Annotated in this window: 15 protein-coding genes; 14 read left to right on the top strand and 1 reads right to left on the bottom strand. The window is 64.3% G+C overall.

Going from position 1 to position 15152, the window contains the following annotated elements; translation table 11 throughout:
- Nucleotides 1-296 precede the first annotated feature (296 nt).
- From glgC to ABZN20_RS10975, 6 genes are all read left to right on the top strand, one after another.
- The gene (gene glgC, locus ABZN20_RS11000) at nucleotides 297-1607 is read left to right on the top strand and encodes a glucose-1-phosphate adenylyltransferase (protein ID WP_367025278.1); all 1311 of its coding nucleotides are present in this window, start codon (nucleotides 297-299) and stop codon (nucleotides 1605-1607) included.
- A gap of 478 nt (nucleotides 1608-2085) precedes the next feature.
- Nucleotides 2086-3624 carry an IS21 family transposase gene (istA, locus tag ABZN20_RS10995; RefSeq protein WP_367025277.1) on the top strand — a complete coding sequence of 513 codons (1539 nt, stop codon included), beginning with the start codon at nucleotides 2086-2088 and terminating at the stop codon, nucleotides 3622-3624.
- A gap of 26 nt (nucleotides 3625-3650) precedes the next feature.
- Nucleotides 3651-4406: an IS21-like element helper ATPase IstB gene (gene istB / locus ABZN20_RS10990; protein ID WP_367025276.1), complete on the top strand. Its 756-nt coding sequence runs from the start codon at nucleotides 3651-3653 to the stop codon at nucleotides 4404-4406.
- A gap of 559 nt (nucleotides 4407-4965) precedes the next feature.
- A complete protein-coding gene (locus tag ABZN20_RS10985) occupies nucleotides 4966-5181 on the top strand; it encodes a hypothetical protein (RefSeq protein ID WP_218807861.1) in 216 nt (71 codons plus the stop codon).
- Nucleotides 5182-5359: 178 nt separating this feature from the next.
- A complete protein-coding gene (locus tag ABZN20_RS10980) occupies nucleotides 5360-5686 on the top strand; it encodes a hypothetical protein (RefSeq protein WP_255556589.1) in 327 nt (108 codons plus the stop codon).
- A 360-nt stretch (nucleotides 5687-6046) separates the two neighbouring features.
- Nucleotides 6047-6607, top strand: a complete 561-nt coding sequence (locus ABZN20_RS10975) for a hypothetical protein (RefSeq protein ID WP_218807860.1) — start codon at nucleotides 6047-6049, stop codon at nucleotides 6605-6607.
- Nucleotides 6608-6849: 242 nt separating this feature from the next.
- On the opposite strand, the gene ABZN20_RS10970 is transcribed toward ABZN20_RS10975, so the two are convergent.
- Complete coding sequence (locus tag ABZN20_RS10970; RefSeq protein ID WP_367025275.1) at nucleotides 6850-7575, bottom strand: protein-methionine-sulfoxide reductase heme-binding subunit MsrQ; 726 nt, start codon at nucleotides 7573-7575, stop codon at nucleotides 6850-6852.
- 304 nt (nucleotides 7576-7879) lie between these two features.
- Between ABZN20_RS10970 and ABZN20_RS10965 the strand changes: the two genes are divergently transcribed.
- The 8 genes from ABZN20_RS10965 (at nucleotide 7880) to ABZN20_RS10930 (ending at nucleotide 15150) form a co-directional block, all read left to right on the top strand.
- Nucleotides 7880-8347, top strand: a complete 468-nt coding sequence (locus ABZN20_RS10965) for a cysteine rich repeat-containing protein (protein ID WP_218807859.1) — start codon at nucleotides 7880-7882, stop codon at nucleotides 8345-8347.
- 230 nt (nucleotides 8348-8577) lie between these two features.
- A complete protein-coding gene (gene truA, locus ABZN20_RS10960) occupies nucleotides 8578-9393 on the top strand; it encodes a tRNA pseudouridine(38-40) synthase TruA (protein ID WP_367025274.1) in 816 nt (271 codons plus the stop codon).
- Complete coding sequence (locus ABZN20_RS10955; protein WP_218807857.1) at nucleotides 9390-10058, top strand: phosphoribosylanthranilate isomerase; 669 nt, start codon at nucleotides 9390-9392, stop codon at nucleotides 10056-10058. The genes truA and ABZN20_RS10955 overlap by 4 nt, the downstream gene beginning before the upstream one ends.
- Complete coding sequence (trpB, locus tag ABZN20_RS10950; RefSeq protein ID WP_367025273.1) at nucleotides 10033-11244, top strand: tryptophan synthase subunit beta; 1212 nt, start codon at nucleotides 10033-10035, stop codon at nucleotides 11242-11244. The genes ABZN20_RS10955 and trpB overlap by 26 nt, the downstream gene beginning before the upstream one ends.
- Nucleotides 11241-12044 carry a tryptophan synthase subunit alpha gene (gene trpA, locus ABZN20_RS10945; RefSeq protein WP_218807855.1) on the top strand — a complete coding sequence of 268 codons (804 nt, stop codon included), beginning with the start codon at nucleotides 11241-11243 and terminating at the stop codon, nucleotides 12042-12044. Before trpB ends, trpA begins: the two co-directional genes overlap by 4 nt.
- Nucleotides 12045-12058: 14 nt before the next feature.
- A complete protein-coding gene (gene accD, locus ABZN20_RS10940; protein ID WP_218807854.1) occupies nucleotides 12059-13036 on the top strand; it encodes an acetyl-CoA carboxylase, carboxyltransferase subunit beta in 978 nt (325 codons plus the stop codon).
- 3 nt (nucleotides 13037-13039) lie between these two features.
- Complete coding sequence (gene folC / locus ABZN20_RS10935) at nucleotides 13040-14320, top strand: bifunctional tetrahydrofolate synthase/dihydrofolate synthase (protein WP_218807853.1); 1281 nt, start codon at nucleotides 13040-13042, stop codon at nucleotides 14318-14320.
- A gap of 8 nt (nucleotides 14321-14328) precedes the next feature.
- Nucleotides 14329-15150 carry an SPOR domain-containing protein gene (locus ABZN20_RS10930; RefSeq protein ID WP_218807852.1) on the top strand — a complete coding sequence of 274 codons (822 nt, stop codon included), beginning with the start codon at nucleotides 14329-14331 and terminating at the stop codon, nucleotides 15148-15150.
- Nucleotides 15151-15152 lie beyond the last annotated feature (2 nt).

Below are 15152 nucleotides of genomic sequence, written 5' to 3'. Positions count from 1 at the left end.
ACCTCGAAAAAGCAGCCGGATTGGCCAGAGCCCGCGGTTGTTCCCGCGCGATGATACCATCACGCCGATCGGCGGCGAACCGTACCGTGGGTAGAAACGCGCATTGCCGCGTTGACGATCTTCCAGCGCTGCATCTGACCGGGCTTCATGGTCGCCGCGGGATTGAGCTTGCCGTTCATGAAATCCGAGGAAAGGTGCTCGAACCTTTCTTTCTCGCCGTGGTGTGGGCGAATACCCTGAGGATGGAAAGCCCAACCCGCCTTGGTATTGAAAACACGTCGACGCAGAGGCGCAACATGAGCACCCCAGGAGAATGCCCACACTTCGATTACTGCCAGCTCAAGCGGGAAGCGAACCCACGCTTCGTCAGCACCCTGACCCGTAACACCTACGCCGTGGTGCTCGCCGGCGGGCGCGGCAGCCGCCTCAAACAGCTCACGGACTGGCGCGCCAAACCCGCGGTGCCGTTCGGCGGGAAACTCAGGATCATCGATTTTCCGCTTTCCAACTGCGTCAATTCAGGCGTCCGGCGCATCGGCGTCGTCACCCAATACAAGGCGCACAGCCTGATTCGCCATGTCCAGCACGGATGGAGTTTTCTGTCCGCCAATCTGAATGAATTCATCGACGTGATCCCCGCGCAACAGCGGCTCACCGAGGATTGGTATCAAGGCACCGCCGATGCCGTCTACCAGAACTTGGACATCCTGCGTGCCAACCATCCCGATCACGTGCTGATCCTGGGCGGCGATCACGTCTACAAGATGGACTACGGCAGGCTTTTGGCGGACCACGTGGCCAAGGCCGCGGACCTGACCGTCGCCTGCATCGAGGTGCCGCTCGCCGAGGCCAGGACGTTCGGCGTGATGAGCGTGAACGACGAGGGGCGGATCGTCGACTTTCAGGAAAAGTTCGACCAGCCCGCACCCATGCCAGGGCACCCCGAAAAAGCGCTGGCGAGCATGGGCATCTATGTTTTCGACGCACGGTTTCTGTATCAGGAGTTGCGACGGGACGCACAAGACCCTGCGTCCAGCCACGATTTCGGTAAGGACCTGATTCCCTATCTGGTGCCGCGCGCCCGCGTTTTCGCCCATCGTTTCGCCGACAGCTGCGTGAACATGGTGGGCGATGTGCCGTACTGGCGAGATGTCGGCACCGTGGATGCCTATTGGGAAGCGAACCTGAATCTTACCCAAGTGGTTCCCGACCTCGATCTGTACGACGACGACTGGCCGATCTGGAGTGCCATTCAGCATTTTCCACCGGCCAAGTTCGTCTTCGACGACGACGGCCACCGCGGCCAAGCGTCGGATTCACTGGTTTCGGGCGGCTGTATCATCAGCGGCGCCACGGTGCGGCGTTCGCTGCTGTTCACCAAAGTGCGGGTCGAGAGTTGGAGCCACATCGAAGACTCGGTTCTTCTGCCCGAGGTGGTCGTCGGCCGCCGGGTTACGCTGAAACGCGTCGTGGTGGACAAGTACTGCCGGATTCCGGACGGGATGACGGTGGGCGTGGACCCGATCGAGGACGGTAAACGATTTCATGTGACAGAAAAGGGCGTTACCCTGATCACACCGGAAATGCTGGGCCAGCAGAGGCCATGAATTTGAGGAATGCGCGTGGGTCTTGACACTGCGCATTGATGGCGACGCTGCCGGCGGCTCCGCCGTGCACAAACCCGTCGGGAGAGACCGCCCGGTCCCCAAGGCCCGCGAATTGTGCCCTGGAACCGGGCGTTCGCGGGGATCGACAGCCATTCAGGGCGGTCGATCCGACCCCGCTCACCTCTCCCTCGTCCGGTCCTTCGGGCCACCTTTGTTTTCGGGCAGCCCTGCCCGAAACCCTTCGGGCGTGCGTATTCCGGCCCAACGTGACCGCCGATTCCGTTTGATCGTGACCGCCCATGCCGGGTGAACGTGACCGGCGATTCCGTTTGATCGTGACCGATTTTGGCCTTCCGGCCGGAATCGGTGGTCACGATGCCGGAAATCGCGGTCACGTTCCCGGAATCACCTCAGCCGCGCTGGAATTTCTCAACCCCAACAGGCATAGAGCCGCCCTTTTACTTTCGAAGGGGGCGACATGCCGGCAAAGAGGAGTTCCATGCGACACATCACCGAGATTCTGCGCCTCAAGCACGAGGCGAAGCTCAGCCACGAGAAGATCGCCCGGGCGCTGGGCGTCTCCAAGGGCGTGGTCAGCAAGTACGTGAGCCTCGCCCAGGCGAAGGGCGTTGCTTGGCCGCTGCCCGGGGCGATGGACGAGGCGGCCCTGGAGCGGTTGCTGTTCCCCGCCCCCACGGCCCCGGCGCGCTTCGTGGAGCCGGACCTGCCGCGCCTTCACCACGAGCTCAAGCGCAAGGGGGTGACCCTGCAGCTGCTGTGGGCCGAGTACGTGGCGACCCACGGCGAGGCCGCTTACCGTTACAGCCAGTTCTGCCACCGTTACCGGCTCTGGCAGGGCCAGCAGCGGCGCAGCATGCGCCAGGTTCACCACGCCGGCGAGAAGCTCTTTCTCGACTACTGCGGCCCCACCGTTCCGGTGATCGACCCCGCCACCGGCGAGCTGCGCCAGGCGCAGGTGTTCGTCGCCGTGCTCGGCGCCTCCAGCTACACCTACGCCGAGGCCACCTGGACCCAGGCGCTGCCGGACTGGATCGCCTCCCATCAGCGCGCCCTGCGCTACTTCGGCGGCACCCCCGCGCTGTGGGTGCCGGACAACCTGCGCGCGGCGGTGAGCCAGCCCTGCCGCTACGCCCCCGAGCCCAACGCCACCTACGCCGAGCTGGCCCGCCACTACGGCGCCGCCATCCTGCCGGCGCGCCCTTACCAGCCGAAGGACAAGGCCAAGGTGGAGGTGGCCGTGCAAGTCGTGGAACGGTGGATTCTGGCCCGGCTGCGCCATCGCACCTTCCACTCCCTGGCGGCCCTCAACCAGGCCATACACGAGCTGCTGGAGTCACTCAACGGCCGCCCCTTCCAGCGCCAGCCCGACAGCCGCCGCGACCTGTTCGAGTCCCTCGACCGGCCGGCCCTCAAACCCCTGCCGCTGGTGCCTTACGAGTACGCCGAGTGGAAACAGGTCAAGCCCGGCATCGACTACCACGTCGAGTTCGGCGGTCGCCTCTACAGCGTGCCCCATGCGCTGGTCGGCCAGGTGCTGGAGCTGCGCGCCACCGCCACCAGCATCGAGGTGCTGCACCGGGGACACCGCGTCGCCGCGCACCCGCGCCAGGGCGCCGGCCGCTTCTCCACCCTCCCCGAGCACATGCCCAAGTCCCACCGCGAGCACCGCCAGTGGTCACCGGGGCGCTTCATGAACTGGGCCAAAGACATCGGCGTAGCGACGCTGCACGTGGTCGAACACCAGCTCAACAACCGGCCCCATCCCGAGCACGGCTACCGCGCCTGCCTGGGCCTGCTCAATCTCGCTCGGCGCTACAGCCGAGCGCGGCTGGAGGCGGCCTGTGCGCGGGCCTTGGCCATCCAATCACCGTCCTATCGCTCCGTCAGCTCCATCCTCGACAAGGGGCTCGACCGCCAGCCGCATGAGGCCCATGACGAGACCGCCGCGGCGCTGCCGGCCCACGGCAACGTGCGCGGTCCCGACTACTACAACTGAAACCCGTTACAACAGGAGACAAAACCATGCTCACCCAGCAAACCCTGGACAAGCTCCACACCCTGCGCCTCACCGGCATGCGCGAGGCCTTCGAACAACAGCTCGAACAGCCCGCCACCCACGATCTCTCCTTCGACGAGCGCTTCGCGCTGCTCGTCGACCGGGAGCTGCTCTACCGCGACAACCGCCGCCTCAGCCGTTTGCTCAAGGACGCCAAGCTGCGCCTTGCCGCCTGCATCGAGGATATCGACTATCGCCACCCCCGCGGCCTGCATCGTCCCCCAATGGCCGCGCTCGCCGAAGGCTCTTGGCTGCGCGCCCATCACAATCTCTGCCTCACCGGCCCCACCGGCACCGGCAAGACCTATCTCGCCTGCGCCCTCGGCAATCAGGCCTGCCGCCAGGGACTAGCCGTCCGTTACCTGCGCCTGCCTCGGCTGCTCGAACAGCTCGCCGTCGCCCGCGGCGACGGCTCCTATTCCCGGCTCATGAACCAGCTCGCCCGCACCGACCTGCTCATCCTCGACGACTGGGGCATCCAGCCGCTCACCGCCTCTCAGCGCAACGACCTCATGGAGTTGATCGAAGACCGCCACGGCCTGCGCTCCACCCTCATCGCCAGCCAGCTGCCGGTCGAGCACTGGCACGACTACCTCGGCGAGCCCACCCTCGCCGATGCCATCCTCGACCGCCTCCTGCACAACGCCCACCGGCTACCCCTGACCGGCGAGTCGATGCGCAAAACCACCGCCGGCTTGACCCAACGTGACCGGTCCAAGTAAAAAACCAACCTCCAGCGCGGCATGAGATCCCCGGCGGTCACGATCACCGGAATCAACGGTCACGTTCGCCGGAATGCGCAGATGCGGGGCTGGTGAGGTTTTGCTTGTGCGCCGTGCCCTCGGTTTCCCTTCCCTCATGGGGGTGTGCTCTGAAAAAATGGCTGAACGAGGCGCTGTGGCATCGTGTATTCCCGCCCGAACTATGGGGGCCATACGGGCCGTGGGGAAAACTCCGGGCAGTGGCAGGCGCCTTCTTGGTTCCGATCGTTGCGCCCATCGTACGGGCCTTCCGCAATCGCTGAGGGGGCGCCGCGACCCAAAGCTAGACGGCTCTCCGGATGGCTGCGGGGTCGCCTCGCATAACTCATTGACGGCAGGTCGGTGGAACTGAGTGGACGTGTCTGCGGTCCAATTTCAATGTAAGTGCCTCACCTGCGTATGTCGCGGTCAGGGGTTTCGTCCTTTCCCGCATCGCATTACCAAGGGCCCCTGACTTCGAATTAGGCGAGCGGGGGCGGAAGCCGGGCAACTGGCTGGCAGATCTGAGAGGTCATCCGCTGTGTTCGAAAATTTCTTCGCTGAATTCAACGCTTATCTCCTCGGCCATCCCGCATTCCTGGCCAAACTGAAGTTCCTGTTTTGGTTGAAGTATTGGATTCTGATTGGGCTGATGGCGGTTTTCATCTATCTCCTTTACAAGGAGCGGGGTGCCGACGCCGGCTCGCCGAGCCGGAAGCCCGGTGCTTTGCATGGCTACGGTTCCTTCGAAGCCTGACAGCAAAGTCGGCCGGAATCGGGGGCAGCGGCCCGACCCTGGCGGCGCCCAATCCGCTGCTGGGCAAGTTCGTGAGGATTGACGTAATATCCAGCTTGCAAGGCGAGCCTCCGCTTCGTCCGGCAAACGCTCCCGAAGCGGGTTCCGTTTTTGGTGTAGAAAACGAGGAGGACCGACCATGTTTGCAAAATTTTCTCTGATGCTGATTGCCCTGCTGGGCGTATCTCAAGCTGCACTGGCCACCCCTAACATGTACTGGGATCATATGCAGTCGGCTCTGAGCGAAGCCGACTGCGTGAGCCGGGGCGAGTCGCTCATGTCCGCGCAGACGACGGGTAGGATCAGTAAGGATGCCGACTCCGTCCGTTCCTGGACCGACAAGACCCTGGCAGTGATCGAATGCATTCGGATGGGCGATCACATGATGGTGATGGTGCTGGTGGGCAGCGACGATGCGGCCGCCGGCAGCAAATTGCTCGATGCGTTGAAGAAAGGCATGCAATAGCCCGTCTCATTGCCGGGGTGGTAACTTCCGCCCCGGCCTGCAATGGAATTGGGGGCGGGTGCCGGAAGGAGGTTCCGCCCCCTTCAGCGCAAGAACTTGCCAGCCGGTCGTCGGCACCAGTGCGATCACTGCGCTACCCCTCCCGGCTGTATGCCACGGATCATTCCCGCTCCGTCCCCGCGGCTCGAGCCGTTTCGGCGGGATGCCGCCGCTTGACGCGGCGCTTTCGACCTCATAGCTTCTCTGCCGCGATGCCGGCAAAGGTCCTTGCCGGGATCGAAAACAGAGGATATGGGGCGGCGTCTCAGGCATATCTGAGCCGCATTCATAAGAACGAGAACGCTTTGGCTGAGGCTCAAAATGAAAAAGTGCGAAACTTGTGGTCCGTCGGGGGTGGACGGGAGCCGTGTCGTAATCGGGAAAAATCATAATGATATCTCGTATGCGACGCGCATTTTGGGAGTGTTTCTGATTTATTTGCCCATCCTGACGCTGCCTTTTGTGATAATCAGCGCCTATATCAGTTATTTCCATCTGAAGCTGATGGGCGCTGAAAATGTAAAGTCTTTGAAAGAGTTTCTCCCGGATCGGGCCAGCTTCCGATATAAGCTGTCAAACCAGATCGTCATGCAGCCTGGCTACAGGCTTAGCCCAACCCAGTCCAAGTTATTTTGGATACTTAATTGTACCTGGTATTGTCCTTTCAGCGTGGGGTTGTTCGAATGGCACGCCTATCTCGTCAAGCTGGTGGAGAACTGGTGGTGCCCCTTCCACCACGGACGGAAAGATGCCCATTATCAGGAGGGTGCGATCGACCGTTCGTTCTGGCATATTTTCCCTGAGGACGTGGTCAAACTCGATCCGCAGGACCGGGATAATCCGATCTGGAACGAAGACGCAAGGGACGTGCGGGAGCATTGACGGCCGGTGGCGGAAGCGCCGGGCGGGAGGAACTAAGCGGCGGCGGCCCGCGGTGGAAGGGGACCGCCGGTCGCCGCCAACTGGTTTCCATGACATGAAACTTGGGATTTCATATGGCCGGGGAACCACCGTCGGTCACGGTAAGAAACATAGCGCGTTTTGTTTGTCAGGCATGTCCATTACGTAAGTGGCTTGGCACATGGCTGGCGTCTAGCGACCAGCTGCATGGTATTAGATGGAGTTTACATTATGCGTCGATTGGGGGCGGTTCCTTGGTTGCCCGGTTCCGGCGCTAATCCGTTGGCTGTGGTGCCGAGGGGTTTGTAATCGGGGGATGTCGCGGAAGGGCGGTCGGCCCCGCCGCGGCCGGCCCGCCGTCGGGCTGCATCGTCCAGTCGCAGGCACAGCAGGATCGCCAGGATCACGGCGTAGAGCGCCGGCCCCGATGTGTCCCGTTTTACCAGCCAAAAATAATGGAATACGCCCGCGGCAGCGGCGACATATACCCACCGGTGCAGCAGTCGCCAGTTTCTGCGGCCGAGACGGCGGGCCATGGCCTGGCTGGATGTGACGGCCAACGGAACCATTATCAGAAAGCTCGTCATGCCGGCAACGATAGAGGGTCGCCTGGCAATGTCCCGCCAGATTTCGCGGGCGTCGAAAAACTGATCGAATATCAGGTAGCTCGAGACATGAAGGCAGGCGTAGAAGAAAGCCAGCAGGGCGGCTGTGCGGCGCAGGCTAACGAGCCAGTGTCCGCCGGGAAATTTGGCCAAGGGCGTGATGGCCAGGGCGCCCAGCAACAGCCTCAATGTCCAAAGGCCGCTGCTGTGGGAAATGGTCTCCACGGGATTGGCGCCCAGGCCGTGGGTGAAGCTGCCCAGCGCAAGCGAGAGAAAAGGAGATATCCCGGCGACGAAGAGTCCTCGGTTCAGCAACCGGATAGCGGATTCGGACGGGTTCTTCATGTGGGCGAAAATGTACGGGGAGGGGGCACCTTGTGCGTTTGGCAAGTCGCGGCGGCAGCGGAAGATGGCTTCGCATGGTTGAGTGTGCCGCTCGGTTATTTTCCGTCCACCTCCTCCATTTTGCAAAACGGCGGTCTCTTACCGTTCGGACGATGGTCGTGCCTCAAGCCGGATAGGTTTTCCCGGGGCGTCTGGCTACAATGCCGGGCGCGCGCCGCCAACGGAAGGGCCGGCTCGGGTCGGAACTTGCGGGCAAGAGGGTGCGCGATTCCTCACATCACCCATCAATAATAAGGAACATCTCATGTACAGTGCACGATATCTGTTCGCCGGCCTGCTGCTGGCGGCGTTCATGACGCAGCCCGCTTGTGCGGCGAAGAAGGCCCAGACCAAGGCTCCAGCGCCCGCCGAGCAGGCCCAGGCCGACGACCCGGTCTCGACGTTCAAGACCGGCTGCAAGGCCGAACTGGACAAGTTCTGCAAGGACGTGATGCCGGGCGACGGACGCCAACTGGCTTGCCTCTACGCTTACCAGGACAAGCTTTCCACGCGTTGCGAATACGCCATTTACGATGCGGCGGCCCAGCTTCAGCGTGAAGTCAATGCCTTGAGCTATGTGGCCGCGGAATGCGACGACGATCTGGACAAGTACTGCGCCAACGTCGAACCCGGCGAAGGGCGGCTGTTGGCCTGCCTGGAAAAGAACGAAGCCAAGGTCAGTTCGCGTTGCGAGCAGGCGATCGAGGATACTGGCTTGAACAAAATCAAATAACGGTTCGATTCCGCCCGTATCGGCGCCGCAGTGTCCGCCTCGCCGATACGGGCTCACCCGGAAGCCCGCGCAGGCGGTGTCTCGATTTTGTCAGGTTCGGCGGGGCCTTTTCGAATCAACGTGTTGCGCGGACAGTCTGCAGGGGGCTCACAGAATTATCCACAGAATCTGTGGATAAGCCGGCGGGGGCGTTTCTGGTACGATAGCGCGCCTCGAACCAGGCCCGGAACATGAGGATCGCCTTAGGCATAGAATATGACGGCAGCCGCTTCGCCGGTTGGCAACGGCAGAACGGCAAGCGCACCATTCAGGCCGTGGTCGAGCAGGCCCTGAGCCGGATCGCAAACGCTCCGGTCCGGGTCGTGTGCGCGGGGCGCACCGATGCGGGGGTGCATGCCATCGAGCAGGTAGTGCATTTCGATACCGAAAGCCGGCGCAGCGAGCGCTCCTGGCTGCTGGGTGCCAATACCGCGCTGCCGGAGGATGTGCGGATTTTATGGGTGCGGGAGACCGAACCCCATTTCCATGCCCGGTTGAGCGCGATCGCCCGCTATTACCGCTATGAGATACTGAACCGCCCCATGCGTTCCGCTTTGCGGCCCCGCCAGCTCACCTGGTGCCACGCCCCGCTGGACGTCGAGCGGATGCGGGAAGGTGCGGCCCATCTGATCGGCGAACATGATTTCTCATCCTTTCGAGCCCAGCAGTGCCAGTCCCTCAGCCCTTTCCGCCGCGTTCATTTCCTGCGCGTGCGCCGGGAAGGTGAAAGGGTGGTCATGGAAATCGCCGCCAACGCCTTCGTGCACCACATGGTGCGCAACATCGCCGGGGTGCTGATGGCGGTGGGTGCGGGCAAGCACGATCCGGCCTGGGTCGGCGAACTGCTGGCCATGCGTGACCGCGCCCAGGGTGGCGTCACGGCGCCGCCGGACGGGCTTTACCTGGGAGGCGTGTGCTATCCAGAAGAATTCGGGCTGGCGCGGGACCCCGTTTTCGGAAATCTGCCGGCGGACGCCCGCCGCTACCAACCGGCCGACGAATCATGATGCCGGCATATCCCTCAGGGCGAACTCGGGTTAAAATTTGCGGTTTCACGCAGGCCGAGGACGCGGCTCGCGCGGTGGCTCTCGGCGCCGATGCGCTGGGCCTGGTGTTCCACGGTCCCAGCCCGCGCAACGTGAGCGTCGGCCAGGCGCGGGCCATCGCCTCGGCCGTCCCGGCATTCGTCACGGTGGTGGGCCTGTTCGTGGATGCCGGGCCGGAGCGGGTTCGGGAGATCTGCGGTGCCGTGCGGATCGACCTGCTGCAATTCCATGGCGAAGAATCCCCGGAGTATTGCGCGGCTTTCGGCCGGCCCTATCTCAAGGCCCTCCGGATGAAGCCCGGCATCGACGTCGGGGCCGAGGCTCGCCGGTATGCCGGTGCTTCTGGCCTGCTGCTCGACGCCTACCACCCGGGAGAGCAGGGCGGAACCGGCATGACGTTCGACTGGCGCAGGGCCGAAGCCGGGTGCGCGCTGCCGCTGATCCTGGCGGGCGGGCTCACCCCGGCCAATGTGAAAGAGGCCCTGGCAACGGCGAGGCCCTATGCCGTCGACGTTTCGAGCGGCGTGGAAGGTGAGCGGAAGGGAATCAAGGACCACGACAAGATGGCGGCGTTTTTACGCGAGGTATACGACTTTGACTATGCGAGACGAGATTCAGCCCTATAACCTGCCGGATGACCGCGGTCATTTCGGACCCTACGGCGGCATTTTCGTCGCCGAGACCCTGATGGAGCCGCTGGAAGAGCTGAGAGCCGCCTACCATCGCTACCTGAAGGACCCGGAATTTCTCGCCGAGCTGGATCACGATCTGAACCATTACGTCGGCCGTCCCTCGCCGATCTACCACGCCGAACGCTTGAGCCGGGAGCTCGGCGGTGCGCAGATCTACTTCAAGCGCGAAGACCTCAATCATACCGGCGCGCACAAGGTCAACAACACCGTCGGCCAGGCCCTCTTGGCCAAGCGCATGGGCAAGCGGCGGGTGATCGCCGAGACCGGCGCCGGCCAGCACGGCGTGGCCACCGCCACCGTGGCCGCCCGGCTGGGGATGGAATGCGTGGTCTACATGGGCGCGGTCGACGTCCAGCGCCAGGCCCTCAACGTGTTCCGCATGAAGCTGCTCGGCGCCACCGTGGTGGCGGTCGAGTCGGGCTCCAGGACGCTCAAGGACGCCCTGAACGAGGCCATGCGCGACTGGGTCACCAACGTCGACGATACCTTCTACATCATCGGCACGGTGGCGGGCCCCCATCCCTATCCCGCCATGGTGCGCGACTTCCAGGCCGTGATCGGACGCGAGGCACGCAGCCAGATGCTGGACCTGGCCGGGCGCCTTCCCGACGCTTTGGTCGCCTGCGTGGGTGGAGGGTCCAACGCGATCGGCCTGTTCTACCCCTTGGTCGACGACCGCGAGGTTGCCATGTACGGGGTGGAGGCCGCCGGCGACGGCATCGAAACCGGCCGCCATTCGGCGCCGCTGAGCGCTGGCCGTCCCGGCGTATTGCACGGCAACCGGACCTATCTGATGGAAGACGACGACGGCGAGATCATCGAGACCCACTCCATCTCCGCCGGCCTGGACTATCCCGGCGTCGGCCCGGAACACGCCTGGCTCAAGGATTCCGGCCGCGCGACCTATGTCAGCGCCACCGACGACGAGGCGCTGGAAGCCTTCCACACCCTGACCCGGCTGGAGGGCATCATCCCGGCGCTGGAGTCCAGCCATGCCGTCGCCTATGCCCTCAAGCTGGCGCCGACCCTGAGTCCCGACAAGATCGTCCTGGTCAACCTGTCCGGCCGTGGCGACAAGGACATCAACACCATCGCCACCCGGGAGGGCATCGTCCTGTGAGCCGTCTGACCTCGACTTTCCAAGCGCTGCGCCAGGACGGGCGCAAGGCCCTGATCCCCTTCATCACCGCCGGCGACCCGGAGCCCGGATTCACCTTGCCGGCGATGCACGCCATGGTCGAAGCCGGGGCCGACATCATCGAGCTGGGCGTGCCGTTTTCCGATCCCATGGCCGACGGCCCGGTGATCCAGAAAGCCAGCGAGCGGGCTCTTGTCCATCACATGAGCCTGCGCAAGACGCTGGACATGGTGGCCGAGTTCCGCCGCACCGACCAGACGACGCCCATCGTACTGATGGGCTACCTCAATCCCATCGAATGCATGGGTTACCAGACCTTCGCCGACCGTGCCAAGGACGCTGGCGTCGATGGCGTGCTGACCGTCGACATGCCGCCGGAAGAGGCGGGTGAATTCGTGCCGATGCTGCACCAGGCGGGAATCGACCCGATCTTCCTGCTGGCGCCCAACAGTTCCGACGCGCGGGTTCAGCGGATGGCCTCGCTGGGCCGCGGCTATCTGTACTACGTATCCCTCAAGGGGGTGACCGGGGCATCGCACCTCGACCTCGGCGAAGTCGAAAGCAGGATCGCCCACATCAAGTCGCTGACCGATCTGCCCGTCGGGGTCGGTTTCGGCGTGAAGAACGCCGAAACCGCGGCGGCCATAGGGCGGTTCGCCGACGCCGTGGTGGTGGGCAGCGCCCTGGTGGAAAAGATCGCGGCGGCGCAGGACCGGCCCGACCAGGCGCGCAAGGACATCGTCGACCTGCTCGCCGCCATGCGGCGGGCGCTGGATGCCTGAATCCGGGAGAGATCATGACCTTGAGCTGGTTCCATAAACTCATTCCTTCCACGATCCGCACCGAGGCCTCGACCAAGAGCACCGTGCCCGAAGGGCTGTGGTGCAAGTGCCCGAGCTGTAATGCGATCCTGTACAGGTCGGAAGTCGAGCGCAATCTCGAGGTGTGCCCGAAGTGCTCGCATCACATGCGCATTTCGGCCCGGAAGCGCCTGCACCTGTTTCTCGATCCGGGCAACCGGCTGGAAATCGGCGAGGGTCTGGCGCCGCAGGACCCGCTGAAATTCAAGGACAACAAGAAGTACAAGGACCGTCTGCTGCAAGCGCAGAAAGCCACCGGCGAAAAGGATGCGCTGATCGTGGTGGCCGGCCAGTTGCTGGGTCTGCCGATCGTGGCGGGAGCCTTCAATTTCGAGTTCATGGGCGGCTCCATGGGCTCGGTGGTCGGCGAGCGCTTCGTGCGCGGCGTCAACCACAGCCTGGAGCATGGCGCGCCGTTCGTGGTTTTCAGCGCCAGCGGCGGTGCCCGCATGCAGGAATCGCTGTTGTCGCTGTTCCAGATGGCCAAGACCAGCGCCGCCCTGGGGCGTCTGTCCAAGGCGAGGATTCCCTTCGTTTCCGTCCTGACCGATCCGACCATGGGCGGGGTCTCGGCCAGCTTCGCCATGCTCGGCGACATCAACATCGCCGAACCGGGCGCCCTGATCGGTTTCGCCGGCCCCCGCGTGATCGAGCAGACGGTGCGGGAGAAGCTTCCGGAAGGGTTCCAGCGCAGCGAATTCCTGCTCGAACACGGCGCCATCGACATGATCGTCGACCGCCGCGACCTGCGCGAGCGCATCGCCGCGCTGCTGGGTCTCATGACCCGCGACGGCCGGGCAATCGTTCCCGCCGTGCCGAAGGCGCCGCCGCCGGCGATCGGGGAGGCCGGCGGCGAGGCCGATCTGGCCCGTTATCTTTCCGCGTTGCCGGTGGACGATCCGGAAGCCGAATAGCCGATGCGCTTCTCGACTCTCGGGGAGTGGCTGTCTTGGCAGGAGACCCTACACCCCCAGGCCATCGATCTCGGCCTGGAGCGGGTGCGCAGGGTCTACCGCGCACTCAATCCGGCCCAGGACCGGCCTTTCACCATCACGGTCGGAGGCACCAACGGCAAGGGTTCCTGCGTCGCGGCGTTGGACACCATCCTGCGCCGGGCCGGCTACCGCGTCGGCGCCTACACCTCGCCCCACATCCTGCGCTACAACGAACGCATCTGCATCGGCGGGATGCCGGTCGACGACGCGGCCATCTGTGCCTCGTTCGAACGGATCGAAGCGGTGCGCGGCGATACCACGCTGAGTTTCTTCGAGTTCGGCACGCTGGCGGCACTGGACATCTTCCGCCGCGCCGGACTCGACGTGCAGATCCTCGAGGTCGGCCTCGGGGGGCGGCTCGATGCCGTGAACATCGTCGACGCCGATGCCGCGCTGGTCGCCAGCATCGGCATCGACCACGAGGAATGGCTGGGGCTGACCCGCGAGGCCATCGGCCAGGAGAAGGCCGGCATCTTCCGACCGGGGCGGCCATGCGTCCTGGGCGATCCCGATGCCCCGGCCACGGTATTGCGGCATGCGGAGGAGATCGGTGCGGATTTGCTGATGCAGGGGCGCGATTTTTCCTTCCGGCGTGAAGACGGTGGCTGGATCTGGTACGGACGCGGTGAAACCCACACGGCGCTGCCCAAGCCCTGTCTGCTGGGCGACCATCAGTATTTCAACATGTCCGCGGTGTTGCAGGTGATCGAAGCGGTCAGGCCCCATCTCCCGGTGCCGGAAGCGGCTGTCCGGGCGGGGCTGGCGAGCGTCCATCTGCCGGGCCGGTTCCAGATACAGGAGGGCGAGCCCACGGTGCTGCTCGACGTCGCGCACAATCCCCATGCGGTGCGCGTGCTCGCCGAGTTCCTGCGGCAGTTCAAGCGGGGGCGTCCGGTGCACGCGGTATTCGCCATGATGCGCGACAAGGACATCCGCGGCGTGGTCGAATGCATCCGTGATCTGGTGGACGACTGGTATCTCGCGCCGTTGCAACTGCCGCGGGCCGCGACGCCGGATATCCTGATGCCGGTGTTCGCGGGGCTCGGCGTAAGCAGTGTGCAGCAGGGTTTTGCGGATGCCGCCGAGGCGTTTGCAAGGGTCCGTCGAAATGCCGAGAATGAATCCATCATTCTGGTGTTCGGTTCATTTTTTCTGGTCGCCGAGTATCTGGCCCGAATCGAAGCCAATCCATCCAAAGCTTGAGGAAACGTATGGATGAACAGTTGAAACAGCGGCTGATCGGCGCAACGGTCATCGTCGCCTTCGCCGTGATTTTCGTGCCCATGCTGTTCGACGAGAAGCCGGACGAGCCGTCCCGTGCGGAAGTGGCCGAAATTCCGCCGATGCCCAAGGACATGGAGGAACAGCCGATCGAGCTGCCCCGCTCGGTGGACGAGGTCGCGACGGCCGAGCCGGTGGAGGCCGAAGGAGCGGACCGCATCATTCCGATTACGGGCGGCGAAAACGGCGCCGCGGGAGAGGGCGCGGTCCCGTCTGCGCCGGCAGCGAAACGCGGAGCGGCCCCGCAGAAGGAGAGACCCGGCCAGCCGGCCGAACCGGAGGAGGTGCCGGCCGAGGGGTTCGTCGAGGAAGACGTGCCGCCCGCAGAGGCGGCGCCGCGGGTGAAACCCACGGCGAAACCGTCCGCACCGAAGAAAATCCCCGCCGCGCCTGCCGAGGTGAGGCCGCCGGCAGACAAGGCGAGCAAGTCCCAGGCGAAGGTGGTGCCGGCCGAGCCGCCGGTCCGCAAGCCGGAAAACACACCGCCCGCGACGCCGGCCGCCGGTTCTTCGGTCTGGCTGGTTCAGGCCGGAAGCTTCGTCGAGGAGGCCAATGCGAAGGCGTTGGTCGAGAAGCTGCGCCAGAACAAGCTGTCCGCCTACGCCGAAACCGTCCACGGCAGCACCGGCAAGGTGACCTACCGTGTCCGGATCGGGCCCGAACCCGACAAGGCCAAGGCCGAGCAGGCACTCCGCCAGCTCGAGGCGGTCGCCGGCATCCGCGGCTATCTGGTGCCGTCCCGCGCCCGCTAGGC

The sequence above is a fragment of the Methylococcus sp. ANG genome, assembly GCF_040730495.1.
Classification (GTDB): Bacteria; Pseudomonadota; Gammaproteobacteria; order Methylococcales; family Methylococcaceae; genus Methylococcus.
This window is presented reverse-complemented; position numbering and strand designations above follow the sequence as displayed.

Bases quoted from the DNA above. Each gene is read 5' to 3' on its own strand.
- istB (WP_367025276.1), top strand. From the start codon at position 3,651: ATGCTCACCCAGCAAACCCTGGACAAGCTCCACACCCTGCGCCTCACC.
- ABZN20_RS10930 (WP_218807852.1), top strand. From the start codon at position 14,329: ATGGATGAACAGTTGAAACAGCGGCTGATCGGCGCAACGGTCATCGTC.
- trpB (WP_367025273.1), top strand. From the start codon at position 10,033: ATGCGAGACGAGATTCAGCCCTATAACCTGCCGGATGACCGCGGTCAT.
- ABZN20_RS10980 (WP_255556589.1), top strand. From the start codon at position 5,360: ATGTTTGCAAAATTTTCTCTGATGCTGATTGCCCTGCTGGGCGTATCT.
- accD (WP_218807854.1), top strand. From the start codon at position 12,059: ATGACCTTGAGCTGGTTCCATAAACTCATTCCTTCCACGATCCGCACC.
- istA (WP_367025277.1), top strand. From the start codon at position 2,086: ATGCCGGCAAAGAGGAGTTCCATGCGACACATCACCGAGATTCTGCGC.
- glgC (WP_367025278.1), top strand. From the start codon at position 297: ATGAGCACCCCAGGAGAATGCCCACACTTCGATTACTGCCAGCTCAAG.
- ABZN20_RS10965 (WP_218807859.1), top strand. From the start codon at position 7,880: ATGTACAGTGCACGATATCTGTTCGCCGGCCTGCTGCTGGCGGCGTTC.
- ABZN20_RS10975 (WP_218807860.1), top strand. From the start codon at position 6,047: ATGAAAAAGTGCGAAACTTGTGGTCCGTCGGGGGTGGACGGGAGCCGT.
- ABZN20_RS10955 (WP_218807857.1), top strand. From the start codon at position 9,390: ATGATGCCGGCATATCCCTCAGGGCGAACTCGGGTTAAAATTTGCGGT.
- folC (WP_218807853.1), top strand. From the start codon at position 13,040: ATGCGCTTCTCGACTCTCGGGGAGTGGCTGTCTTGGCAGGAGACCCTA.
- truA (WP_367025274.1), top strand. From the start codon at position 8,578: ATGAGGATCGCCTTAGGCATAGAATATGACGGCAGCCGCTTCGCCGGT.
- ABZN20_RS10970 (WP_367025275.1), bottom strand. From the start codon at position 7,575: ATGAAGAACCCGTCCGAATCCGCTATCCGGTTGCTGAACCGAGGACTC.